Raw genomic sequence first — 24,804 nt, 5'->3', positions numbered from 1 at the left:
CAGGCTGGTATCAGTCGTGGCATGTGAGCCGACGCTTACATCGAGTCGCTGACCTTGTCGGCCACTGCTTCGCGCAGTTGCTCAAGCGTCAGGGCGTATTCAAGGCCGCCGCTTTCCTCGACGCTGAGGGTGCTGGTGCGGAAGGCGATACGATCAGCCATGAGGTTGGCATCTTCCGCGACATTCACATAGACCAGATGCTCGGCGTCCAAGTCGCCTTCGTTGGCGTAGATCGTGCCGATCTCAAGGTCGTCAACCGAGGTTACGATCGCGCCTTCATCCGCCGCGGCCACGATGTTTTCAACCTTGGTGCGGTCGGCTTCGGTCAGTTCAGGTTTCGATACGTCGCCTGAGAAGGGTGCAGTGACTTGGCCCTCGGCATCAACGGTCGCTTCGCCCATGCTTTCGGACATGGTTTCCTGAGTTTGCTGACGGTCGCCGTCGTCATCGTAGATGTTGGTGGTGTCGTTTTCCGTCGCATGTGCGGCAAGCGCGGTTGCACTGCTCAGGGCCGTTACGATGGCGAAGTTGCGAAAGGTCATAAAGTCCTCCGTTTCTGCAGGATTTTTCCCTGCGGATTGTCTCTAACGCACTGAATGCGCGTCTGGAGGGTCAACGCAGGGGGCAGTGTGGTGTTCCAAGGTGCCCGGGAAAAAAATTACGGCCCATGGAAAGCAGCCCCCTGTCGCAGATGCAGGATTGACGCGATCCATGGCTTTGTATCAGATGCGGCGAAATAAAATGGGGGGAACATGCAACAGCTATCCAATCGGTATCGTGGGACTGGCCTGCCAGAAGATGTCTTGATGGGGGCGCCATGGCCCAGCGTGGCCGCAGCGGCGCCCGAGGCTTTGTTGGCACAGTGCCCGGCGGCCGGTGAAACACCCTTGGTCGAGGTGGAGGGGTTCGGCCCGCGACTGTGGCTTAAGGACGAGCGCGGGCGCATGGGGCTGGGCAGTTTCAAAGCCCTTGGCGCGGCTTACGTGATTGCCCATGAGGCCGTGGCCACGGGGGCCGAGGATTTGGCGCGCGCGCTTGAAGGGCGGACGTATATCACGGCAAGCGCGGGCAATCATGGCCTTTCGGTCGCGGCGGGCGCACGGATTTTCGGGGCCAAGGCCGTGGTGTATTTGTCCGAGACCGTTCCCGAGAGTTTTGCCGCGCGGCTGCGCGAGAAGGGCGCCGAGGTGGTGCGCGCCGGGGCCGAGTACGAGGCCAGTATGCAAGCGGCCTTCGAGACGGCAAGGGAGAAAGGCTGGACCTTGTTGTCGGATAGTTCGTGGGAGGGGTATTTCGACCTGCCGCATCGCCTGATGGAAGGGTACCTGGCGATGGCCGCCGAGGCCGCGCGGCAAATGCCCGAGCCGCCGACGCATATCTTGTTGCAGGCAGGTGTCGGCGGGCTGGCCGGGGCCTGTGCCGCGTGGTTCCGCAAGGTTTGGGGCGCTGCGCCGCAAATCGCTGTGGTGGAACCCGACGCCGCACCGGCCCTGCATCACAGTATCGCCGAGGGCGGGCCGGTGGAAACGGTTGGGCCGGTGTCGAACATGGGGCGTTTGGATTGCAAGGCGCCGTCCCTGATTGCCCTCAAGGGCTTGGCGCGGGATGCGGATACCTTTGCCCTGATCTCGGATGCCGAGGCCAGCGCGGTTTTGCCGGAACTGGCCGCCAGGGGCTTGGCAACAAGTGAATCGGGGGCCGCGGGGGTGGCGGCGCTGCACCTGATGGATCTGCCCGCCGATGCGCGGGTTTTGTGTATCCTGAGCGAAGAGGCAGGTGCGTGACACGCGGCTTTGCGGTGGAAGAATTCCGCGCGCGCGTTACCCGCGCGCAGGCACGCATGGGAAACGCCGGGCTTGGGGCGCTTTTGCTGACCACCGAGCCGGATGTGCGCTATTTCTCGGGCTATCTGACGCGGTTTTGGGAAAGCCCCTGCCGCGCCTGGTACCTGATTGTGCCGGCACACGGTGAGCCGATCGCGGTGATCCCCGCCATCGGGGCGGCCTTGATGGGCAAGACGTGGATCAATGATATTCGCACATGGCCCGCACCGGACCCTGACGATGACGGTATCAGCCTTCTGGCCGAGGCCTTGGCCGAGGTGGGTGGCCCCGTGGGCCTGCCCAGCCATCAGGGAATGGCCCTGCGCATGCCCTTGGCCGACCTGGAGGCGATGAAGGCGCGAAGCGGGCTGGCGTTTACCGATGACCGCGGGATCGTTGCGGGCCTTCGGGCGGTGAAATCACAGGCCGAGACCGCCAAGATCGCGCAGGCCTGCGCCATTGCCGGGCGGGCCTTTGACCGTGTGGGCGAGATTGCCGCGCCGGGCGTAGCCCTGTCGCGTGTCTTTCGGGATTTCCAGCGGCTTTTATTGGAGGAGGGGGCAGATTGGGTGCCTTACCTTGCAGGGGGCGCGGGGCCTGAAGGGTATGCGGATGTGATCTCACCTGCGAGCGATGCGCCCTTGGAGACAGGGGAGGTTCTGATGCTGGATACCGGGGCGGTTTGGGACGGGTATTTTTGCGACTACGACCGAAATTTCTCCATCGGTGCGGCCAGCGATATGCAACGCGCGGCGCACACCCGGTTGATCGAGGCAACCCAGGCCGGGTTCGAGGCGGCGCGCCCCGGTGCGCGGGCCTGCGATGTCTGGCGCGCCATGGCCGATGTCGTGGACGGCGGCGAAGGGGCCGGGCGTTTGGGCCACGGGTTGGGCATGCAATTGACCGAGGGGTTATCGCTGACGGCGAAGGATCAAACCGTGCTTGAGCCGGGCATGGTGATCACGCTGGAGCCGGGGGTGCACCTACGGCCCGGAAAAATCATGGTCCATGAAGAGGATATCGTAATCACCGATGGCACTGCAAAGCCGCTATCGCCAATGGCCGGGGCGGACCTGATCGTTATCTGAGCCATTTGCACATGAAACGGGCGTCTTGGGAACAGAACCCGGCATTTGCCCAAAAAAAAGGCCGAGCACTAAGCTCGGCCATAGTCCAACAGGGAGGTATGATGATGACGTGATGTCATCGTCATGACTGCGAATTAGGCAGTTTGAGGGAGTCGATCAAGGGCCAAGATGCCGCAGGTGCAGCATGGCCGTTATGCGCCCTATGCATAACCAAACCCGCATGTGATGAATAGCTTAGCTAACTGCCTGTTCTTTCATCTTTTTTCGGTAGGCAAATATCTCTTTCTGGACAAAATCGCGGAAGGCGGCGATACGTTTGGACTGGCGCAATTCCTCGGGGTAGGCGAGGAACACCGGCACTTCGCTGGATTGAACGTCGGGGATGACACGAACCAGGTCGGGGAAGTCGCGCGCCAGGTAATCGGGGAGAACGCCGATTCCAAGATTGTGCAGCACGCCCTGCAAGACACCGAAATAGTTGTTCACCGTCAAAAGCGATGGCACGTCGTAGGTCATCAGTTCATTGACCAGGGTAGCGCCCGCACCCACCTGAGCCGAACGCGGGTTTTGGCAAATCAGGCGATGGGCGTGCAGTTCATCGGCATTTTCGGGCATACCGTGCGTTTCCAAATATTGCCGCGAGGCAAAAAGGCACATATGCACGCTCATCAGGCGTTTGCGGATCAAGTCGGCTTGGCTTGGCTCTTTCATGCGAATGGCGACATCGGCCTCGCGCATGGGCAGGTCGAGCACCTTTTCTTCCAACATCAGGTCGATCTTGAGGTCGGGGTGTTGTGCATAAAGTTGCGGCAGGCGCGGGGCCAGCCAAAGCGTGCCGAACCCAATGGTCGTGGTCACGCGCAATTCTCCGAATACCTCTTCTTCGCTGTCGCGGATGCGGGCGGTGGCGGCATCGAGGCGCTTCATCATGGCGCGGGTCGCATCGAACAGAAGTTCACCCTGTTCGGTGAGAATCAGGCCCCGTGCATGACGGTGAAAAAGCGTGGCATTGAGTGATTCTTCGAGTCCGCGCACCTGCCGCGAGACGGCGGATTGCGAAAGATGAAGCTGATCACCGGCATGTGTTAGACTTCCGGCATCGGCGACGGCGTGAAATATTCTGAGTTTGTCCCAATCCATGATGGTAACTTTCGACTCTCAATTCGGGTTGGAGCTGCAATACCAGAAAAGTGTTTCCAATTCACAGGCTTGGAATCTGTTTATTTGGAAAATGTGCTTGGTAGGTCACTAATTATGACCTAATATTGCCCTATATTTATACAAGGTGGATACGCCGAAGGGAGGCCAGGAATGACCAAGCAGACCGTGACGCTGAACGACCGCTTCGATCTGGAAAAATCGCCGGTATTGCTGAATGGGACGCAGGCGCTTGTGCGGCTGATGTTGACGCAGGCGGCGCGCGATCGCGCGGCGGGGGTGACCACGGCAGGCTATGTGACGGGGTATCGCGGTTCGCCCTTGGGGGCGGTCGATATGCAGATGAACCGCGCCGCCAAGCCCTTGGCCGAGGCGAATGTCACCTTCGAAGAAGGCCTCAACGAAGATCTGGCCGCCACGGCGCTGTGGGGCTCTCAGCAGGCCGAATTGCGCGGCGAAGGCAAGTACGACGGGGTTTTTGGCCTTTGGTACGGCAAGGGGCCGGGCGTGGACCGGACGGGCGATGTGATGCGGCATGCCAATATGGCGGGCACGTCGCCGCATGGCGGCGTCATCATGGCCATGGGCGATGATCACACCGGCGAATCCTCGACCGTATTGCACCAAAGCGAATGGGCCATGGTGGATGCCTATATGCCCGTGGTTAGCCCCGCGGGCGTACAGGAAGTGATTGATTACGGCATTTACGGTTACGCACTCAGCCGGTTTTCCGGGCTTTGGGTGGGCCTGAAAACCATGAAGGACACGGTTGAGGCGACGGCGGTGATCGACGGGCGTATTGACCGGATGCAAATTGTCACGCCTGATTTCGATATGCCCGAAGGGGGCCTGAACATCCGCTTGGGCGACACGCCCCACGCGCAAGAGGCGCGGATGATTGATTACAAGCGCTTCGCCGCCGAGGCGTTTTCGCATGCCAACAAGATGGACAAACGGGTTTGGGGCAAACCCGGGGCGAAGATCGGTTTCGTGGCCGCCGGCAAGAACTGGCTTGATCTGGAACATGCGCTGAGCCTTCTGGGGATTGATGCGCAGGAGGCCGAGCGGCTTGGTATCACCACCTACAAGGTGGGGCAGGTTTTCCCGCTGGATATGAAGGGGTTCCACGATTGGGCCGAGGGTTTGGACCTGATCGTCGTGGTGGAAGAAAAGCGCAAGCTGATCGAGGTACAGATCAAGGAGGCGATTTTCGATGATCGCCGGGGCCGCCGCGTATACGGCTGGCACAAGGGCGGCGGGGCCGGGTCCATGCACGGGCCGGAATTGTTCCCGACACGTGGCGCGCTTGACCCGATATGGATTGCCGAAAAGCTGGGTGAAATCCTGATCGAAGAGGGGCGCGGCACGGATTCCGTCAAGGCGGGGCTGTCTGCCCTGGCCGAGGCGCGCGCCGGGGACAACGCCGAGGAGATCGCGGCGCGCTTGCCCTATTTCTGTGCGGGCTGTCCGCACAACAGCTCAACCAAATTGCCCGAAGGCTCGCGTGCCTATGCCGGGATCGGCTGCCATTACATGGTGCAGTGGATGGACCGTGAGACCACCGGCTTTACCCATATGGGTGGCGAGGGGGCCAACTGGATCGGCGAGGCGCCGTTTTCCAAGCGCAAACATGTGTTCCAGAACCTAGGCGACGGCACCTACAACCACTCCGGCGTGCAGGCCATCCGCGCGGCTTTGGCGGCGGGAACCAACATTACCTACAAGATCCTGTATAACGATGCCGTGGCCATGACCGGCGGCCAGCCCAATGATGGCGGCCTGAGCGCGCCGCAGATCGTGGCGGAGCTTCGCGCCATGGGGGTCAAGCATGTCTCGGTTGTGTATGACGAGAAGGAAGACGTGGATTTGAACGCTTTCCCCAAGGGCGTTGATATTCACGAGCGGGCCGAGTTGATGGAGGTGCAAAAGCGCTTTGCCGACATCGAAGGTGTTTCCGCCATCGTTTACATCCAGACCTGCGCCGCCGAAAAACGCCGCCGCCGCAAGCGCGGCACCTTCCCGGACCCCGATAAGCGGGTCTTTATCAATACCGATGTCTGCGAAGGCTGCGGCGATTGCGGGGTGCAATCCAACTGCGTGGCGATCAGCCCGGTGGAAACCGAACTGGGCCGCAAGCGCGAGATTGACCAATCGGCCTGCAACAAGGATTTCAGTTGTCTGAAAGGGTTTTGCCCCAGTTTCGTGACCCTTGAGGGCGCGGAACTGCGCAAGGAGGAAACCGCATCGCTGGAACTGCCCGAGATGCCAGAACCCAAGCTGCCAAGCATCGACGGCACCCATAACGTGGTGATCACCGGGGTTGGCGGCACAGGTGTTGTGACCATCGGTGCTGTACTGGCCCAGGCTGCACAGATCGACGGGATGGGCGCGGGCATGATGGAAATGGCCGGTTTGGCCCAGAAGGGCGGCGCGGTGCATATCCATTGCCGTATTGCCAATTCGCCCGATGATATCAGCGCGATCCGCGTGGCCACCGGGGAATGCGACACGCTGATCGGCGGTGATCTGGTGGTCAGCGCCGGGGCCAAGACCATCGGCTTGATGAAAGAGGGGCGCACCGGAGGGGTTGTGAACAGCCATGAGATCGTGACCGGCGATTTCACCCGTGACCCGGAATTTCACCTGCCTGCCGATCGTCTGAGCCTTGCGCTTGAGGCGCGGTTGAAGGACGGGCTGCAACTGGTCGATGCCTCGGAGCTGGCGCGCGTGACCATGGGCGACTCGATCTTTTCGAACATGATGATCTTTGGCGCGGCGTGGCAGCGGGGGCTTATCCCGGTGCGCTATGATGCGATCAAGCAGGCCATCGAGTTGAATGGCGCCGCGGTACAACGCAACCTGCGCGCCTTCGAAATCGGCCGTTGGGCGGCGCATGCGCCGGACGAGGCCGAAAAGCTGCTGGTGCTGAACGTGGTGGAAAAACCCAAGAGTCTTGAGGAAAAGATCGCCTTTCGGGCCGACCACCTGGTGGACTATCAGGGCAAGGGCTTGGCCAAACGTTATCGCAAACTTGTGGACGGGATCGAAGACGGCGACCTGCGCGAGGCGGTTGCGAAAGGCTATCACAAGCTTTTGGCCTACAAGGACGAATACGAGGTGGCCCGCTTGCTGCTGTCGAGCCGGGACAAGGCCAAGGGGACGTTCGCGGGTGATTTCAAAATGACATTCCACCTTGCGCCGCCGCTTTTGGCCAAGACGGGGGCCGACGGGCGGCCCGTGAAACGAGAGTTCGGGCCGTGGTTGGAGCGGCCCATGCGGGGCCTTGCGAAGCTCAAGCGCCTGCGTGGCACGCCATTTGATCCTTTCGGCTATACCGCTGAGCGCAAGATGGAGCGCGCCCTGATCAAGCAGTACGAACGCGATATGGCTGAGGTGCTGCCCAAGCTGGATGCAGGCACCCGCGAGGCGATCATCGCCTTGGCGGAGTTGCCCTTGCAAATCCGCGGTTTCGGCCCCGTGAAACAGGCCAATGAAGCCAAGGCCGCGAAACGGCGCGAGGAACTTTTGTCACTTGTCCGGGCCGGCGGAACACCCGTGGCGCAGGCGGCGCAGTAATGTCATGAAACCGTAACGCGAACTGGTCACAACCGTCGCATACCCCTATGACACAGGCGAATCGAACGGGAAGTCGACCATGCGTCAGGAACGCCAGATCGCGCGCGACATAAGCTATTCATACTCGGCCCAGACAAAGGGCGGTCGGGCGATGATCCGTACGATGGAAAATCTTACGGGGCGTATCGGCCTGATCAAACGCGCCAAGGGATACGAGCGCGACGTCGCCGAGGGGCGGGATTTCTGGGAGGTCATGGTCGCGCGCTACGGTCTTTCGCTGGACGTGGTGCGCGGTAGCCTTGCCAATATCCCGCGGGAAGGGCCGCTGATCCTGATTGCCAACCATCCTTACGGCATTCTGGACGGTTTGATGATGGGCCATATCCTGAGCCAGACGCGGGGGGACTTCCGCATTCTGGCCCATCAGGTGTTTCGCAAGGCCGAAGACCTGAACAAGATCATCCTGCCCATCAGTTTCGATGAAACCAAAGAGGCCGTGCAGCTTAATTTGCGCACCCGCAAGACATCGCTGGACTACCTGAACGGTGGTGGAGCCATCGGAATTTTCCCGGGCGGCACGGTCAGCACGGCGGCCAAGCCCTTTGCACAGCCGTTGGATCCGGGGTGGCGTGGGTTCACGGCGCGGATGATTGCGAAGTCGAACGCGACGGTGGTGCCTGTTTTCTTCGACGGTCACACAAGCCGCTTGTTCCAGATCGCCAGTCATTTGCATTACACCCTTCGCATGGGCCTTTTGATCAAGGAGTTCGGCAAGCGGGTTGATAGCTCGGTGGGGATTGCGGTGGGCGAGCCGGTTGGCCGCGCGGAACTGGAGGCTTACAAGGGTGATACGAAATCGCTCATGGCCTTTCTGCGGCGTAAGACGTATGAGCTTTCCCCAAGGCCGATTGATCCGGCATCGATCGGGTTCGAATTCGAATAAGGGCGTCCCGCCGGGCGGGGCGGGGACATCATGGCAGTTGGCATTTTTGATAGTGGTCTCGGGGGGTTGACCGTTCTGGACGCGGTTGAAAAACGCCTGCCGGAGGTGCCCTTCGTTTACCTTGGCGACAATGCGCATGCGCCTTACGGGGTGCGGGATGCGGATGATGTTTACGAATTGACAACCCGCGGGGTTGAGCGGCTTTGGGCCGCGGGTTGTGACCTGGTGATCCTGGCCTGCAATACCGCCAGTGCCGCCGCGTTGCGCCGGATGCAGGAATCCTGGGTGCCACGCGACAAACGGGTGCTGGGCGTTTTTGTGCCGTTGATTGAAGCACTTACCGAGCGTGAGTGGGGTGACAATTCCCCGCCGCGCGAGGTGCAGGTCAAGCATGTTGCCCTATTTGCCACGCCGGCCACGGTGAGCAGCCGGGCGTTTCAGCGGGAACTGGCGTTCCGCGCGATCGGTGTGGATGTGGAGGCGCAAAGCTGTGGCGGGGTGGTGGATGCCATCGAGGAGGGCGACATGATTTTGGCCGAAGCACTGGTGCGCAGCCATGTGGATGCCCTCAAGCGCAAGATGCCCGATCCGCAGGCGGCGATCCTTGGATGTACCCATTACCCCTTGATGCAAAACATTTTTCAGGACGCGCTTGGGCCTGATGTAGAGGTTTATTCGCAACCCAATCTGGTGGCCGAAAGCCTTGCCGATTACCTGACGCGGCGGCCCGAGATGCTGGGCGAGGGGGCGGCGAAACAGTTCCTGACAACGGGCGACCCCAAGCGGGTGTCGGCACGCGCGACGCAGTTTTTGCGACGGGAAATCACCTTTGAGCAAGCCTGAGCGACGTTTTGTACAGTTTGTACGTTTTGTACGCGAGTTTTGTACGGAAATCGGCCGCTCTTTCCAAAGCAACGTACAACTTGTACGTAATTCCCGACATTCGGAAGGGATAAGACATGACCAAACAGATCGCCATTCTGGGCGCCAGCGGGTATACCGGGGCCGAACTTGTCCGGCTGATTGCCACCCATCCGGGGATGGAAATTGCCGCCCTTGGCGCAAACTCGAAGGCGGGGCAGAGCATGGCGCAGGTGTTTCCGCATTTGCGGCACCTCACGCTGCCCGATCTGGTGAAAATCGACGAGATTGATTTTTCCGGCATCGACCTGTGCTTTTGCGCGCTGCCGCACAAGACCAGCCAAGAGGTGATCAGCGCGCTGCCGAAAGACCTCAAGATCGTGGACCTGAGTGCGGATTTCCGGCTGCGTGATCCGGAGGATTACGAAAAATGGTATGGCAACCCGCATTCGGCGGTGGAGATGCAGAAAGAGGCGGTTTACGGCCTGACCGAGTTTTATCGCGACGAGATCCGCGAGGCGCGCTTGGTGGCCGGGACGGGCTGTAACGCGGCCACGGGGCAATATATCCTGCGGCCCTTGATCGCCGCCGGGGTGATCGGGCTGGAGGATATCATCCTTGATCTGAAATGCGGGGTGTCCGGCGCGGGGCGGTCGCTTAAGGAAAATCTGCTGCACGCGGAGTTGAGCGAGGGTTATCACGCCTATGCCGTGGGCAGCACCCACCGGCACCTGGGCGAGTTTGACCAGGAGTTCAGCAAGATCGCCGAGCGGGACGTGAGAATCCAGTTCACGCCGCATCTGATCCCGGCGAACCGGGGGATTCTGGCCACGGGCTATGTAAGCGGGGAGGCCGAGGCGATTCATGCGGCGTTGAGCGCGGCTTATGATGCAGAGCCCTTTATCGAAGTGCTGCCCATGGGCGAGGTGCCCAGCACCCGCCACGTGCGGGGCAGCAATTTTTGCCATATCGGCGTGGTGGCCGACCGGATCGACGGGCGGGCGATCGTGGTTGCCGCCTTGGATAACCTGACAAAAGGTAGCAGCGGGCAGGCATTGCAGAACGCCAACCTCATGCTACATATTCAGGAAACCGAAGGTCTGATGCTGGCCCCGGTATTCCCGTGATCTGATCGGAGCAAGGCCATGAAATCGCTGAAGAAAAAACGCCGGGTTCAGATTATCGCGCTTGCGGCACTGGCCTTGGTGGTTTCCACGGCGCTGATTGGCTATGCCATGAAGGACGGGATCAACTTTTTCCGCTCGCCCAGTCAGGTGATGGCCGAGCCGCCCGAACCGAGCGAGGTTTTCCGGATTGGCGGCTTGGTCGAGGGCGGCAGCCTTGTGCGCGGTGAGGGCGAGACCATCCGGTTCAACGTGACCGATGGCGGGGCCTCGGTGCCCGTGGCCTATACCGGTGTTCTGCCTGATTTGTTTGAAGAAAATCAGGGGATGGTCGGTATGGGCAGCTATCGCGATGGCGTGTTTCAGGCCACCGAGATTCTGGCCAAGCACGACGAGGATTACATGCCCAAGGAAGTGGTGGACAGCCTGAAAGAGCAAGGTGTCTATCAGGAGCCCGAGAACGACGCCGACGGGTATGGTGGTGGTAGCTGAGACCTTTTTCTTTTTAGATGTTTGAGCGACACACGGCGCGGAATCAAGGCGCGTAGCGCCGCCGCGCCATCGGCGGGCCGCCCCCACGGCCCGGCGATTGGGCTGGTCTTGGTGCATAGCTTAATCATCACGCGCCAGTTTCAGAGATAAAGGGCTATAGCCTGAAAGTGCGATCGCCGCGCCGCGGCCCGCCGACGACGCGGCCTTAGGCCAAGCACCGCACGGTCCATCATACCTGCGTTAACCATTTGCCCTGATCCTGCTTTTCACACGGCAGGAGGCATAGGCGATGCAGAGCGTTTCCCAGATTGCGAAAGAGATCGTCGCCCGTGAGGGCGGTTTCGTGAATGACCCCGACGATCCGGGCGGGGCCACGAACCATGGCGTGACCATTCACACGCTGCGGCGCCTGGGGCTGGATGTGACCGGCGACGGGGTGGTCGATGTGGCGGATGTGCGGGGCTTGAGCCGCGCGCAGGCCGAGAGGATTTTCATCGAGCATTATTTCGAGCGCCCCGGCATTGCCCGCTTGCCACAGGTTTTGCAGGCCAGCGTGTTCGATATGTACGTCAACGCCGGGGCCAACGCGGTGAAGATATTGCAACGGTTGCTTCGGCAGATGGGGCAGGCGGTGAGTGTCGATGGCGTGATCGGGCCGCAGACCGTGGCGGCGGCGCGGGCGGCGGCCAAGGCCGCGCCGGGGCATATTGCCGATGCCTACGGGATCGCGCGGCGGAATTATTACCTGCGCTTGGCCGACCGGCGGCCCGCAAGCCGCAAGTTCGCGCGGCGGCGCGATGGCGGCAAGGGGGGATGGATCCGGCGGGCGGAAGATTTCATCGCGCCGCGGTATCATCTGTCAGAGGTGGAATTCAGCGAGAGGGTGGCCTCATGGGGATAATAGAGCGGCTGTTCAATATCGTCTTCGGGGAAGGGCGGAACGTGGTGAAGGACACCGTGGAGGTGTTTCACGAAAACACCGAGGCCGGGGCGGTGCGCGCCGCCGATCACAAGGCCGAGGTTGTCGCGCAATATGGCGCCGAGTTTGCCGCCCCGGCGCGCGGCTGGTTCGACCGGTTCATGGATGGTTTGAACCGGGTGCCGCGCCCGGCCATGGCGCTTGGCACGCTTGGGCTTTTCATCGCGGCGATGGTTGAGCCGGTATGGTTTGCCGAGCGGATGCAGGGCATTGCGCTGGTGCCCGAGCCCTTGTGGTGGCTTCTGGGGGCCATCGTCAGCTTTTATTTCGGCGCGCGGCACCAAGTGAAGGGGCAGGATTTTCAACGCTCTATCGCCGCGACGATGGCGCGGGCGCCTGTGGTGGTGGAAAACCTGCGCGCCCTGGGGGCCCTGCGGGCCGGGAGCCCCGGCGCGGCGAATGCGGGGCGCGATGCCGCGCTTTCGCTGGAGGTGGTCAAGCCCGAGGCCAACCCGGCGCTGGAGGATTGGCGGCATTCGCGCGGCTGACCCCGCGACAAATTGATCGCCGGGCGGGGCCGAATGCGCTTTGCCCGGCTTGCCGCGAAGTTTATATTCCGATTCATGATTACGGAAATCGGACACTTCGCCCTTATCCTTGCCTTTTTCGTTGCCGCCGTGCAGGCGGTTATCCCGCTTGTGGGGGCGCATAAGCGATGGCCCGGCTGGATGGCCGTGGCCGAACCCGCCGCGACGGCGCAATTCTTGTTGACGGCATTGAGTTTTGCCGCGCTGACCTATGCCTTCGTGGTCTCGGATTTCTCGCTTCGGTTGGTGACGCTGAACAGCCATTCGGACAAGCCGCTGCTGTACAAGATCACCGGCGTTTGGGGGAACCACGAAGGGTCGATGCTGCTTTGGGTGTTGATTGTCACCCTGTTTGGCGCGTCGGTGGCGTGGTTCGGATCGAACCTGCCGCCGGGGTTGAAGGCGCGGGTGTTGAGTGTCCAGGCGATGATCGGGGTGGCGTTTTTCGCCTTTATCCTGTTCACCTCGAACCCCTTTCTGCGCATGGCGGTGCCGCCCTTTGACGGGCAGGATTTGAACCCGCTGTTGCAAGACCCCGGTTTGGCTTTCCATCCGCCGTTCCTTTACCTTGGGTACGTCGGGCTTTCGATGACCTTTTCCTTTGCCATCGCGGCGCTGATCGAAGGCCGCGTCGATGCCGCTTGGGGCCGTTGGGTGCGGCCCTATACGCTGGCGGCATGGATGTTCCTGACCGTTGGTATCGGCCTTGGCAGTTGGTGGGCCTATTATGAACTTGGCTGGGGCGGTTTCTGGTTCTGGGACCCGGTGGAGAACGCCAGTTTCATGCCGTGGCTGATTGCCGCCGCGCTGTTGCATTCGGCCGTGGTGGTCGAGAAGCGCGAAAGCCTGAAAAGCTGGACGATCCTGTTGGCGATCATCGCCTTCGGCTTTTCCATGGTCGGTGCCTTCATCACCCGGTCGGGCATCATCACCTCGGTGCATGCCTTTGCCACGGACCCCGAACGGGGCATGTTCCTGTTGCTGATCCTGGCGGTGTTCATGCTGGGCGGTCTGACGATGTTTGCCGCGCGGGCCAATGCGATGCAGGCCAAGGGCGTCTTTGCCCCGGTGAGCCGCGAGGGCGTGTTGGTGATCAACAATATCCTGCTGGGTGTCTCGGCCTTCGTGGTCTTCGTCGGCACGATCTGGCCCTTGGTGAGCGAGATGGCCTTTGACCGCAAGCTGAGCGTCGGGGCGCCGTTTTTCAACATGGCATTTACGCCCTTCATGCTGGTGCTTGGGTTGATCCTTCCGGTGGGGGCGATGCTGCCATGGAAGCGGGCGAATTTGGGCCGGGCGATCAAGCCCTTGCGCGGGGCTTTTGCCCTGTCGCTGGCGATTGGGGTTCTGGCCTATGCCATGCAGACCGGGCGCAGCGGGTTGGGGCCTGTGGGCCTGTTCCTGGGCGCTTGGCTTATCTCGGGCGCGATGGTGGATTTGTGGAGCCGGACAGGACGCGGGGCAAACCGCTTGGGCCGTTTGCGCCGCCTGCCGCGCGCCGATTGGGGCAAGGCCATGGCCCATGGGGGCCTTGGCGTGACCATGGCCGGGATCGCGGCCATGCTGGCCTGGGAGGCCGAGGATATCCGCGTGGTGCAGGTGGGCGAGACCTTCGAGGTGGCGGGCTTCACCCTGACGCTGGACGATGTGCGCAAGATTGACGGGCCGAATTACGACTCGACGCAGGGTGTCGTGACATTGTCCAGTGACGGGCGCGAAATCTCGACCATGTACCCCGAAAAGCGGTTCTACCCGGTGGCCAAGATGCCCACCACCGAAGCGGCGCTTGATATCGGCTTTCTGCGCGATGTCTATGTCGTGATCGGGGATCCGCAGAACAACGGCGGTTGGGCGATGCGCACCTATTACAAGCCGCTGGCGAACTGGATTTGGGGTGGTACCATCCTGATGGCCATCGGTGGGCTGCTGTCGTTGAGCGATCGGCGCTATCGCGTGGCCGCGGGCGCACGGCGGGCCGCACCAAGCCAAGGGGTGCCCGCGGAATGATGCGCTTTGCCCTGAGCCTTGTGGCCTGTTTGATGCTGGCGCTGCCGGTGGCGGCGGTGCAGCCCGACGAGATATTGGACGATCCCAAGCTGGAAGAGCGCGCGCGGGAGATTTCCGGCGGGCTGCGCTGCCTTGTGTGCCGCAACGAGAGCATTGACGATTCCAACGCGGACCTGGCCCGTGACTTGCGCCTTTTGGTGCGTGAGCGGCTGGTGGCGGGCGACAGCAACGAGGAAGTAGTTGACTATATCGTGGATCGCTATGGTGAATACGTGCTTCTGACCCCCACGGCCACCGGATCGAACCTTGTGCTGTGGCTGGCCGGGCCCTTGATGCTGATTATCGGCGGGGTGATCGGGGCGTTTTACCTGCGCCGCCGGTCGCAGGCTGTGCCGGAGGCGGAAAGGGACGTGCTTTCACAGGACGAGGCCGAACGCCTGCGGCAAATCATGGACGAGTGACGCGCCGTTTCCCTTGGCAGCAGGTGGCGAATAGGGTTTGAATGCCCGCAAAGCCAAGGCAAGGGATCAGACCAGTGAAAGATTATCAGACCATCACGTTGGAGATCGACGAGGGCGCGGCGATTTTAACGCTGAACCGCCCCGACAAGATGAACGCGCTGAACACCCAGATGCGGGCCGAGATCACCGATGCGGTCAAGACGGTCTCATTGGAGCAATCGGCGCGGGTGATCGTGCTGACCGGGAATGGCAAAAGCTTTTGTTCGGGGCAGGACCTGAGCGATGGGGGCAATGCCGCCAATCTGGATTTGGAACGGGTGCTGCGCGATGAATACGTGCCGATGCTGCGGGCGATTTTCGAGTGCCCGGTGCCGACGATTTGCGCGGTGAATGGCCCGGCGGCGGGAGCAGGGGCGAACCTTGCGCTGGCCGCCGATGTGGTGATTGCCACCGAAAGTGCCTATTTTCTGCAGGCTTTCACGCGGATCGGGTTGATCCCCGATGCGGGCGGGACCTATTGGTTGCCGCGTCAGATGGGGGCCGCGAAGGCCATGGGTGCGGCCTTGTTCGCTGAACCGATCAGTGCGCGGCAGGCCGATGACTGGGGCATGATCTGGGAAGCGGTGGAGGACGAGGCGTTTGACGCCCATTGGCGCGCTCGGGCCGCGAAGCTGGCGCAGGGGCCGACGGTGGCCTATCGCGGGCTGAAGGAGGCGGTGCGCGGGGCGTGGGACCACAGCCTTGATGCGCAGTTGGAGTTGGAAGCCAAGTTGCAAGGCACCTGTGGAACGACGCGCGATTTCAAGGAAGGCGTCATGGCCTTCCTTGAAAAACGCCCCCCGAAATACGAGGGGCGTTGAGGGACAGTTGAAAATGCGCGGCCCATGGGGGCCAGCCCTTTGCATTTCGTGATGCAAATGAGCGCGGAGGGCCGGGGCCCTGCTTGCAATGTCCGTTTCTAGCCCTTGTTGAACATTCGATCGCGAAGCTCCCGCGCGGAATCAAGGCGCGGCACGCGCCGCCGCGCATCGTCATGCTGAAAGCATGCCTCCGGCATGACGCCGTCCCCCGGCACGGCGATTGGGCTGGTATGGGCACAAGGCTTAAAGGTCACGCGCCAGTGGCCGGGATAAAGTGAACTGTTCAAAGGTTGGATCGCCGCACCACGGCCCGCCGATGCGCGGCTAGTGCAATCTCCGGTTCGTCCGCTTGGTCCGCCGAGTTGACCTCCGGCGCAGAAGTCTCCCGAAAATTTCTTCGGGAGGCTTCGTTGGACATTGCACTATGCTTGCAAGCATCTCGGCCATGAGCTGCAACAGGAGACGCAAAGCGCGGCCCAAGGGGGCCGCGTTTTTGGTTCTAGGCGGTGGCGGGGGCGGCCTCTTGCAAGGTGATATCGCTGGCGGTGAAGCCTGTGCCGACGCCTTGCACCGTCATGAAGGGCATGCCATCGAGGGTGACGGTGGCGTCGCCCTCGGTTGCCGTGGCCCCATCGGAATAGGTGATGGCAAGCTCCGGCGTGGCGCCGGCGGCGGTGTTGACCACAAGCATGTCACTGCCGATCTCGAAATCGGTGATGAGCGAACCGGAGGTGGCGGCCGAGGTGGTCAGGGTGTCAGCGCCAAGACCGCCGCTGACGGTATCATCGTCGCCAAAGGTGATCTGATCGTCGCCCTGACCGCCATAGAGTTCATCGCCGGTTGAATCGCCATCCGGGCCTTCGGCACTTGCGAAGCTGGAGCCGATGATCTCGTCATCGCCCGCATCCCCCTGCAGGGTGTCGCTGCCTTCGGTATCGGTCAGGCTGTCGCCGTCGTCACCGCCGCGCAGGAAGTCATCGCCGGCCCCGCCGGTCATGGTGTCAGCGCCATCATTGCCAAAGGCGCGGTCGTCGCCATCGCCCATCGCGATCGCATCGTCGCCCGCGTTGCCGCGCGCGATGTCATCGCCCGCCAGAAGGGTGATGCTGTCGTCGCCGCCTTGCCCGGTGACCACGTCATCGTTAAGCGAGCCGCGGATATCATCCGCCTCGTCTGTGCCGGTCACGGCGACGCCATCGGTGATGTCGTCTTCGTAGGACAGCACTGCGATATCCTCGGCGCTGAGGGTGCCGGCGGCCCCGGTGACGGTGGCCAGAACCTCGCCATCGGCGGAGATGACGGCGTTGCCCTCATCGTCGTCGGAGACCGTGAGTTCGGGGGCCTCATCGGTGTTGAAGCCAAAGGCGATCTGGTCGCTGTCGGGGTCGTAATCGGCGATTTCCGCCGCGCGCCCGGCTTGGATCCAGTCGCCCATGAGGAAGAAATCGTTGCCGTCGCCGCTGCTGGCGGTGTCTTCGCTGCCGACAAGCATGACGTCGTCGCCCAAGCCGCCGTTCATTTCGTCCCCGGCATCGGCGTCTGCGCCTGTCCCGCTCAGGGCGAGGGAGGTGAGGAGGGCCTCTGGCGCCGTTTCGCCCTCGGCCAGCCCGGCCTTGAAGTCCTCGACAGAGCCATCCTGCAGCGCGGTTTGCGTGCCGATCAGAAGGTCATCGCCGGTGGAGCCGCTCATGGTGTCCGCGCCTTCGCCGCCAACCAGGAGGTCGGCGTTGCTGCCGCCCCAGATATCGTCATCCCCGGCGCCACCCAAGGCGATGTCGCTGCCGCTGCCGCCATAGATGCCGTCATCGCCCTCGCCACCGGCGAGGATGTCATCGCCATCGTCGCCCGAGACATGGTCGTTCCCGGCATCGCCGCTGACCTCGTCATCGCCGCCCATGCCGATCAGCCGATCGTCACCGGCGCCGCCTTCCAGGGTGTCGTCGTCCATCGCGCCTTGCAGCAGGTCGTCGCCATCGGTGCCTTGAGTGTCATCACCGGTGTCCTCGCCGGGCGTTTGAGGCGAGTTGGTGCCCCCGTCGTCATCGTCGTCAAGCTCGTAGATAAGCCCGCCGACCGCGCCAATGCCCAGAAGGGCCAGAAGAAGATAGCCAATCATAAAAAAATCCCCCGAAAAACCACTGGGGAGAGTTAAGTCCAAATTCGCAACTGGTTGAAGCCGAAAATGGCGAAGGCGTCGGATTGAACCCTTCTTGGCGTGGTTTGTGAAACAAAAACCGGGTTGAGCCGGGCTGCGTTGCCGATACAGAAACATTGGCAGGGCGATTGCCGGACAGGGTGCGTGACCGGTCCGCGAATCGCCTTGTGGTTTACCGGCGGATCACGCGGCGTAGCGGCCGACGACCACATTTTGCAGTGAAAAACCGGGCGCGGCATTGCGCAGAATCGCCACCGCGTCGCCATCGGCGCGAAGGGTGGTCAGGCCGGTTATCTCATCGCGTTCAACCGTCAGTTCGGGCGCCGGGCCGTCGCCGTTGTAGACGAAGGACAGGACATCTTCGGCGGTGTCGAAATCGGTGATCTCGACCGGGGCGTCGCCGCTGATCCAGTCGCCCAAGGCAACCTCATCCGCGCCGTCACCGCCGGTGATCGTGTCATCGTCACCGGCCACGACGGTATCGTCGCCATCCCCCATATCGACGCTGTCGCCGGTGTCGGGGGATTGCGCCATGTCATAGCGAAAGATCACGTCCGAAATCCGCTGAATTCCATCGAGGGAGTCGCGCAGGGCCGACTCGTCGACCAGGTTTGCGGATTCGATGAAATCGTCCCCCGTGCCGCCGCTGAGTTGATCGGCGCCTTCCCCGCCAATCAGCACATCCGCGCCATCGCCGCCCGAGATCTGATCAGCCCCATCCAGCCCGATGATCCAATCGTCGCCGGTATCGCCCGAAAGGCTGTCGTCGCCCGCCAGCCCGACAAGAAGATCATTGCCGGCACCGCCGGCAAAGCTGTCGTCGCCATCAGTTCCGGCAAAGCCATCGGCATCGTCGCTGCCTTCGGTTTCAGGCTCATCAGGGGCGGCAAGGCCGGTTGCCCCGGCCAGCGTTGCACCGACCAACAGGAAAAGCGCGAGAAATGCCATGACCACATCCTTTATCCGGTTGCAGGGCCGAAAAGCCCGATGCGGCAAGGATCGTTCCGGGGCGGTAAAGGCGGGGTAAATCGCTGTCGGATTATTTCCGGGCGATTTGTTTAAAACTTTATCGACCGGGGCCAAGGGCACGAAAAAGCCGGCCTGCAAGATGCGGGCCGGCCTTGAATTTTCAAATGGTGAAAGGCGTTTAGCGGTTCTCGATATCCACGTAGTCGCGCAGCGTTTCACCATGGTAAAGCTGACGCGGACGACCGATTTTCAATTGTGGATCGCTGATCATTTCCTTCCACTGCGAAATCCAGCCCACGGTGCGCGACAGCGCAAAGATCGGCGTGAACATCGAGGTGGGGAAGCCCATGGCCTCAAGAATGATGCCGGAATAGAAATCGACGTTCGGGAACAGCTTCTTGTCGGTGAAATAGGGATCGGCAAGGGCCGCTTTTTCCAGTTCCTTGGCCACCTGCAGGGTCGGGTTATCCTCGATTCCCAGAAGGTCCAGAACCTCGTCGGCGGATTGCTTCATCACCTTGGCGCGCGGATCGAAGTTTTTATAAACCCGGTGCCCAAAGCCCATCAGGCGGAACGGATCGTCCTTGTCCTTGGCGCGCGCGATGAATTCGGGGATGCGATCGGGCGTGCCGATTTCCTGCAGCATTTCAAGGCAGGCCTGGTTCGCGCCGCCATGCGCCGGACCCCAGAGGCAGGCGATACCCGCCGCGATACAGGCGAAGGGATTGGCGCCCGAAGAGGACGCCAGGCGCACCGTGGAGGTCGAGGCGTTCTGTTCGTGATCGGCATGCAGGGTAAAGATGCGATCCATCGCGCGGCTGAGGATCGGGTTCACCTCGTAATCGGCGGCGGGCACGGCAAAGCACATGCGCAGGAAGTTCGAGGCATAATCGAGATCGTTGCGCGGATAAACGAAGGGCTGGCCAATGGAATACTTGTAAGCCATGGCCGCGATGGTAGGTAGCTTGGCGATCATGCGGATCGAGGCGACCTCGCGCTGCCATGGATCGGAGATATCGGTGCTGTCGTGATAGAAGGCCGACAGCGCGCCGACCACGCCGACCATGATGGCCATCGGGTGCGCATCGCGACGATAGCCGCGGAACAGATACATCATCTGTTCGTGAATCATCGTGTGATTGGTCACGCGGGATTCGAAATCTTCCAGTTGCGCGGGCGAGGGGAGTTCCCCGTAAAGCAGCAGGTAGCAGACTTCGAGATAATGCGATTTCTCGGCCAGTTGGTCGATCGGGTAGCCGCGGTGCAGCAGTTCGCCCTTGCCACCGTCGATATAGGTGATGGTGCTGTCGCAGCTTGCGGTCGAGGTAAAGCCCGGATCGTAGGTAAAGACACCCGCCTGCGCATAAAGCTTGCGAATGTCGATCACCTCGGGCCCTGCCGTCGGTGAGTGAATGGGCAGCTCGTAGTCCTTGCCGTCAATCGTCAGCTTGGCGGTTTTGGTGCTATCGGCCATTGGGATCCTCCCTCAATCAAGCCCACGCCATACGCGTCGGGGGCTGGTTAAACTATCAGCCTTTCGAGACGGTTAACCACTCTCGCAGGCGGCATCGGTGAGCCGGGCAATCGTTTCTTCTTGCCCAAGCACCAGCATCATGTCGAACACACTCGGTGTCGCGCTGCGGCCTGCCAATGCGGCCCGAAGGGGGCCGGCAAGCTTGCCGAACTTCATCTCGTGGGCTTCTGCAAATTGCATCGCGGCGGCTTCGAGACTGTCGCGCGACCAACTAGCATTTTGCAACTGCGGCGTCAATTCGATCAGTATACCACGGGATACATCATCAAGATTCCTGGCCGCTTTCTCATCCGGCTGAATTGGCCGATCGGCAATAATAAACTCAGCCTTATCAAGGAGTTCCGGAAAGGTCTTCGCGCGTTCCTTGAGGCAGTACATACCCTTTTCCATAAGCGCGTTTTTTTCATCGGACAGGGCCGTGCCCCCGGTGCTGGCCAGGAAGCCCTGCAATTCATGCAGCAACGCAGCATCATCCGTGGCCGCGATATGCTGACCACAGAGATTTTCGAGCTTCTTGAAGTCGAAGCGTGCGGGGGATTTGCCGATTCCGTCAAGAGAGAACCATTCGCGCGCCTGCGCGTCGGTAAAAAATTCGTCGTCGCCATGACTCCAGCCAAGGCGCGCAAGGTAGTTGCGCATGCCCGCCGCCGGATAGCCCATCTTCTGGTATTCATCCACGCCAAGCGCGCCATGGCGTTTGCTGAGTTTCTTGCCGTCGGGGCCGTGGATCAACGGGATATGGGCATAGGTCGGTAGCGGCCAGCCCATGGCGTTATAGATCATCATTTGCCGTGCGGCATTGTTGAGGTGGTCATCGCCGCGGATCACATGGGTGACGTCCATATCGTGATCGTCGACGGCCACGGCCAGCATGTAAACCGGGCTGCCATCGCTGCGCAGCAGGACCATATCGTCAAGCTGATCGTTGCGGATGGTGACATCGCCCTGCACCTCGTCGCGGATCACGGTTTGGCCGTCGCGCGGGGCCTTGAGGCGGATCACGTAGGGGGCGTCGGGATGCGTGGAAGGGTCGGCATCGCGCCAGGGGCTTTGGAACAGCGTCGAGCGGCCCTCGGCGCGGGCGGCCTCGCGGAAGGCTTGAATTTCCTCTTGGGAGGAGAAGCATTTGTAGGCGGTACCTGCGTCCAGCATTTGCAGGGCCACTTCGCGGTGACGGTCGGCGCGCTCATATTGGCTGATGACTTCGCCGTCGTGATCGAGGCCCAGCCAGGACATACCATCGAGGATGGCCTGTGTCGCCTCGGGGGTTGAGCGGGTGCGGTCGGTATCTTCGATCCGCAACAGGAACTTTCCGCCACGGCCCCGCGCATAGAGCCAGTTGAAGAGCGCCGTGCGCGCCCCCCCGATATGCAGAAAGCCGGTGGGCGAGGGGGCGAAACGGGTCACGACGGGTGTGGTCATGGTCAGGGTTAACCTTTCGGTAAGCATGAAGGGCGTAGCGTTGGGGCCTGTCTAATGCTGCACCGGAAGGGAGACAAGACTTGGCCCGCCGCCTGGCCCCCTGGCATGGCTTGCTTGACGCGTGGTTGGCGCAGCGCGGGCACCTGTTTCCATGGGTGCCGATGTGTCTTGGGCTGGGCGTCGGGATATATTTCGCCCTTGGATGGGAGCCGGAGGCGGCGCATTACGCCGGCTTGGCAGCTGTGGCCCTGTTCGGGCTGGTCCTGATCCGTTTCTCGGGCATTTGGGCGCCCCTGGTCTGGGCCCTGGTGCTGGTGGCCCTGGGGTTTGGCGTCGCCGGGCTGCGCGCCCATCGGGTGGCCGAACCGGTGATGGGCTGGCGCTATTACGGCCCCATCGAGGGGCGCATCGTCGGGATGGACCGTTCGGCCTCGGACGCGTTGCGCCTGACCTTGGACCGGGTGGTTCTGGCCGATGTCGCCCCGGCGCGAACCCCGGCGCATGTGCGGGTTTCGCTGCATGGGCAACAGGGATTCGTGCAGCCCGCGCCGGGGATGGTGGTGATCCTGACAGGGCATTTATCGCCCCCCGGTGGGCCGGTTGAGCCCGGAGGCTTCGATTTCCAGCGTCACGCGTGGTTTCAGGGGCTTGGCGCCGTGGGCTATACCCGTACGCCTGTTCTGGCTCTGGAGCCGCCCGGCGACGGCCTGTGGTGGTTCAAGGCGCGCATGGCGCTTTCGGCGCGGGTGCAAGCGGGCCTTCCGGGAGAGGCCGGGGCCTTTGCGGCGGCGATCATGTCGGGCGACCGGTCGGGCATGGGGCAGGAGACCCTGCGCGCGCTGAGATTGTCGAACCTTGCGCATCTGCTGGCCATCTCGGGGCTGCACATGGGGCTTTTGGCCGGTTTTGTCTTCGCCGCCCTGCGCATGGGCTTTGCCCTTGTGCCGGTTCTGGGCCTGCGGGTGCCTGCGAAAAAGCTGTCGGCACTCGGGGCCTTGGTGGCCGCGGCGGTTTATCTTGGCCTTTCGGGGGGCAATGTGGCGACCGAGCGGGCCTTTGTCATGGCCGCGGTGGCCTTGGTGGCGGTGATGGCAGACCGGCGGGTGCTGTCGTTGCGGGCCGTGGCCGTGGCGGCGGTGATCGTGCTTGTGCTGCGGCCCGAGGCCCTGTTGGGGCCGGGGTTCCAGATGTCCTTTGCGGCCACGACCGCCCTTGTCGCGGTCTTCGGTTGGCTGCGCGATGCCGAGGTGCCGTTGGGGCCAAGGTGGTTCAGGCCGGTGGCGGCGGTGGTGATCTCGTCGGCGGTGGCCGGGGCGGCGACCGCCCCCGTGGCGGCGGCGCATTTCAACCAGTTTGCCCATTACGGGTTGATCGCCAACCTTATGAGCGTGCCGCTGATGGGGGTGTTGGTGATGCCTGCGGCGGTCTTGGCGGCTTGCCTGATGCCCTTTGGCTGGGAGGGGCCGGCGCTTTGGGTCATGGGGCTGGGACTGGAATGGATATTGGGCGTGGCGCATTGGGTGTCCAACCTGGACGGGGCGCGAGGAACTGTTGTGCGCCCCGATGCCGAGGTGCTGCCGCTTCTGGCGCTTGGGGCGCTTTCGGTCGTGCTGTGGCAGGGCCGGGCGCGGTGGATCGGCCTTGCACCCGTGGCATTGAGCCTGGCGCTTTGGATGCAGGCCGCGCGGCCCGATGTCCTGATCGCGGATAACGGCAGCCTGATCGGCGTGATGACCGAAAAGGGCCGGGCGCTGAACCGGGCGCGCGGCTCTGGCTTTGTTGCCATGAACTGGCTTGAGAATGATGGCGCCGCCCTAGAGCAAGAGGCCGCGGCGGCCCTGTGGCAGGCGGGGCAATCCCCGGTGCCGATCATCGCGCTGCGGGGCAAACGCGCGGCACAAGGTTTTGCGGGCTGCGCGACGGGCGATTGGGTGGTGATGAACACCCGGCCCGAGAATCCAGGCCAGTTTGCGGGGCTGCCCTGCCGGGTGTTGCACCCCGGTACTTTGCGAAAAACCGGTGCCTTGGCGCTTTATGCCGATGAAACCGGTATTCGAGAAGTCAGCGCGCGCCAGATCACCGGCGCGCGCCTTTGGAATGATCAATAGCTGCGGATGAGGCCCACAAGACGGCCCTGCACCTTGACCTGTTCTTCGGGCAGGACGCGGGTTTCATAGGCCGGGTTCGCGGCCTCCAGCGCGATGGCATTGCCCTTGCGGTAGAATTTCTTGAGCGTCGCCTCGTGGTCTTCGACCAGCGCCACGACGATATCGCCGTTATCGGCGGTCTTGGTTTCGCGGATCACCACGATATCGCCATCGTTGATGCCCGCGTCGATCATCGAGTCGCCCTTGACCTCAAGCGCGTAGTGATCGCCCTGGCCGCTTAACATGCTTTGCGGCACTGCCACGTTGTGGCTGACCTGGGCAATCGCTTCGATCGGGACACCGGCGGCGATCTGGCCCATGACAGGCAATTCCATCGCGCCGGCCACCTCGACGGGCAGGGCGTTGGCGGGTTGGCCTGCATCGGGCTTTTCGCCTTCGATGACGCGGGGGGTGAAACCATGGCTGGCGCCGCCGCCCATGCTTTCGGGCAGTTTGACGATTTCCAGCGCCCGTGCGCGATGCGCAAGGCGACGGATGAATCCACGTTCCTCAAGGGCGGTGATCAGCCGGTGAATGCCGGATTTCGAGCGCAGGTCCAGCGCCTCTTTCATTTCATCGAAACTGGGCGGGACGCCATCGCGCTGAATGCGTTTGTGGATGAATTCCAGCAGGTCCAACTGTTTTTTGGTGAGCATGACACACTCCCTCCGAGAACAT

20 protein-coding genes are annotated in these 24,804 nt (G+C 62.2%); 13 read left to right on the top strand and 7 right to left on the bottom strand.

The window, feature by feature from the left end:
* Window positions 1-35: 35 nt before the first annotated feature.
* On the bottom strand, window positions 36-542 hold the full coding sequence (locus tag RBB32_RS17135) for a phosphoribosylglycinamide synthetase (protein WP_306154449.1): 507 nt from the start codon (window positions 540-542) through the stop codon (window positions 36-38).
* A gap of 210 nt (window positions 543-752) precedes the next feature.
* Between RBB32_RS17135 and RBB32_RS17130 the strand changes: the two genes are divergently transcribed.
* Both RBB32_RS17130 and RBB32_RS17125 read left to right on the top strand, forming a co-directional pair.
* Window positions 753-1,784, top strand: coding sequence for a pyridoxal-phosphate dependent enzyme (locus RBB32_RS17130; RefSeq protein WP_306154446.1), 1,032 nt, complete (start codon window positions 753-755; stop codon window positions 1,782-1,784).
* Complete coding sequence (locus RBB32_RS17125; RefSeq protein WP_306154444.1) at window positions 1,781-2,911, top strand: Xaa-Pro peptidase family protein; 1,131 nt, start codon at window positions 1,781-1,783, stop codon at window positions 2,909-2,911. Before RBB32_RS17130 ends, RBB32_RS17125 begins: the two co-directional genes overlap by 4 nt.
* A 234-nt stretch (window positions 2,912-3,145) precedes the next feature.
* On the opposite strand, the gene RBB32_RS17120 is transcribed toward RBB32_RS17125, so the two are convergent.
* The gene (locus RBB32_RS17120; protein WP_306154443.1) at window positions 3,146-4,051 is read right to left on the bottom strand and encodes a LysR family transcriptional regulator; all 906 of its coding nucleotides are present in this window, start codon (window positions 4,049-4,051) and stop codon (window positions 3,146-3,148) included.
* Window positions 4,052-4,222: 171 nt separating this feature from the next.
* On the opposite strand from RBB32_RS17120, the gene RBB32_RS17115 reads away from it, so the two are divergent.
* The 10 genes from RBB32_RS17115 to RBB32_RS17070 all read left to right on the top strand — a co-directional run bounded on the left by RBB32_RS17115 (window position 4,223) and on the right by RBB32_RS17070 (window position 15,899).
* Window positions 4,223-7,645, top strand: coding sequence for an indolepyruvate ferredoxin oxidoreductase family protein (locus tag RBB32_RS17115; RefSeq protein WP_306154441.1), 3,423 nt, complete (start codon window positions 4,223-4,225; stop codon window positions 7,643-7,645).
* Between the two features lie 79 nt (window positions 7,646-7,724).
* Complete coding sequence (locus RBB32_RS17110) at window positions 7,725-8,588, top strand: lysophospholipid acyltransferase family protein (protein ID WP_306154439.1); 864 nt, start codon at window positions 7,725-7,727, stop codon at window positions 8,586-8,588.
* 30 nt (window positions 8,589-8,618) lie between these two features.
* Window positions 8,619-9,431, top strand: a complete 813-nt coding sequence (locus RBB32_RS17105; protein WP_306154437.1) for a glutamate racemase — start codon at window positions 8,619-8,621, stop codon at window positions 9,429-9,431.
* Between the two features lie 116 nt (window positions 9,432-9,547).
* Entirely contained in the window at window positions 9,548-10,576 is a 1,029-nt protein-coding gene (gene argC, locus RBB32_RS17100) for an N-acetyl-gamma-glutamyl-phosphate reductase (protein WP_306154435.1), read from the top strand.
* Window positions 10,577-10,594: 18 nt separating this feature from the next.
* Window positions 10,595-11,065 carry a cytochrome c maturation protein CcmE gene (gene ccmE / locus RBB32_RS17095; protein WP_306154433.1) on the top strand — a complete coding sequence of 157 codons (471 nt, stop codon included), beginning with the start codon at window positions 10,595-10,597 and terminating at the stop codon, window positions 11,063-11,065.
* Between the two features lie 289 nt (window positions 11,066-11,354).
* On the top strand, window positions 11,355-11,966 hold the full coding sequence (locus RBB32_RS17090; protein WP_306154431.1) for a holin-associated N-acetylmuramidase: 612 nt from the start codon (window positions 11,355-11,357) through the stop codon (window positions 11,964-11,966).
* On the top strand, window positions 11,957-12,532 hold the full coding sequence (locus RBB32_RS17085) for a holin family protein (RefSeq protein WP_306154429.1): 576 nt from the start codon (window positions 11,957-11,959) through the stop codon (window positions 12,530-12,532). The genes RBB32_RS17090 and RBB32_RS17085 overlap by 10 nt, the downstream gene beginning before the upstream one ends.
* Window positions 12,533-12,607: 75 nt before the next feature.
* Entirely contained in the window at window positions 12,608-14,578 is a 1,971-nt protein-coding gene (locus RBB32_RS17080; RefSeq protein WP_306154427.1) for a heme lyase CcmF/NrfE family subunit, read from the top strand.
* Window positions 14,575-15,039, top strand: coding sequence for a cytochrome c-type biogenesis protein (locus RBB32_RS17075; RefSeq protein ID WP_306154425.1), 465 nt, complete (start codon window positions 14,575-14,577; stop codon window positions 15,037-15,039). The genes RBB32_RS17080 and RBB32_RS17075 overlap by 4 nt, the downstream gene beginning before the upstream one ends.
* Before the next feature lie 74 nt (window positions 15,040-15,113).
* Window positions 15,114-15,899: an enoyl-CoA hydratase-related protein gene (locus RBB32_RS17070; RefSeq protein ID WP_371931080.1), complete on the top strand. Its 786-nt coding sequence runs from the start codon at window positions 15,114-15,116 to the stop codon at window positions 15,897-15,899.
* 499 nt (window positions 15,900-16,398) lie between these two features.
* Here the strand turns inward: RBB32_RS17070 and RBB32_RS17065 are convergent, their stop codons facing one another.
* The 4 genes from RBB32_RS17065 to gltX all read right to left on the bottom strand — a co-directional run bounded on the left by RBB32_RS17065 (window position 16,399) and on the right by gltX (window position 21,979).
* On the bottom strand, window positions 16,399-18,015 hold the full coding sequence (locus RBB32_RS17065) for a calcium-binding protein (protein WP_306154423.1): 1,617 nt from the start codon (window positions 18,013-18,015) through the stop codon (window positions 16,399-16,401).
* A 222-nt stretch (window positions 18,016-18,237) separates the two neighbouring features.
* Complete coding sequence (locus RBB32_RS17060; protein ID WP_306154422.1) at window positions 18,238-19,002, bottom strand: calcium-binding protein; 765 nt, start codon at window positions 19,000-19,002, stop codon at window positions 18,238-18,240.
* A 199-nt stretch (window positions 19,003-19,201) separates the two neighbouring features.
* Window positions 19,202-20,497: a citrate synthase gene (gene gltA, locus RBB32_RS17055; RefSeq protein WP_306154421.1), complete on the bottom strand. Its 1,296-nt coding sequence runs from the start codon at window positions 20,495-20,497 to the stop codon at window positions 19,202-19,204.
* Between the two features lie 72 nt (window positions 20,498-20,569).
* Window positions 20,570-21,979, bottom strand: a complete 1,410-nt coding sequence (gene gltX / locus RBB32_RS17050; RefSeq protein ID WP_306154420.1) for a glutamate--tRNA ligase — start codon at window positions 21,977-21,979, stop codon at window positions 20,570-20,572.
* Window positions 21,980-22,059: 80 nt separating this feature from the next.
* On the opposite strand from gltX, the gene RBB32_RS17045 reads away from it, so the two are divergent.
* Window positions 22,060-24,087, top strand: a complete 2,028-nt coding sequence (locus tag RBB32_RS17045) for a ComEC/Rec2 family competence protein (protein WP_306154419.1) — start codon at window positions 22,060-22,062, stop codon at window positions 24,085-24,087.
* Here the strand turns inward: RBB32_RS17045 and lexA are convergent.
* Complete coding sequence (gene lexA / locus RBB32_RS17040) at window positions 24,081-24,782, bottom strand: transcriptional repressor LexA (protein WP_306154418.1); 702 nt, start codon at window positions 24,780-24,782, stop codon at window positions 24,081-24,083. The two genes, RBB32_RS17045 and lexA, sit on opposite strands and share 7 nt — an antisense overlap.
* Between the last annotated feature and the right edge of the window lie 22 nt (window positions 24,783-24,804).

The sequence above is a fragment of the Roseovarius sp. MMSF_3281 genome (assembly GCF_030733685.1).
GTDB lineage: Bacteria > Pseudomonadota > Alphaproteobacteria > Rhodobacterales > Rhodobacteraceae > Roseovarius.
The sequence above is the reverse complement of the archived record's forward strand: the minus strand, read 5'-3'. Positions and strand labels throughout refer to the sequence as shown.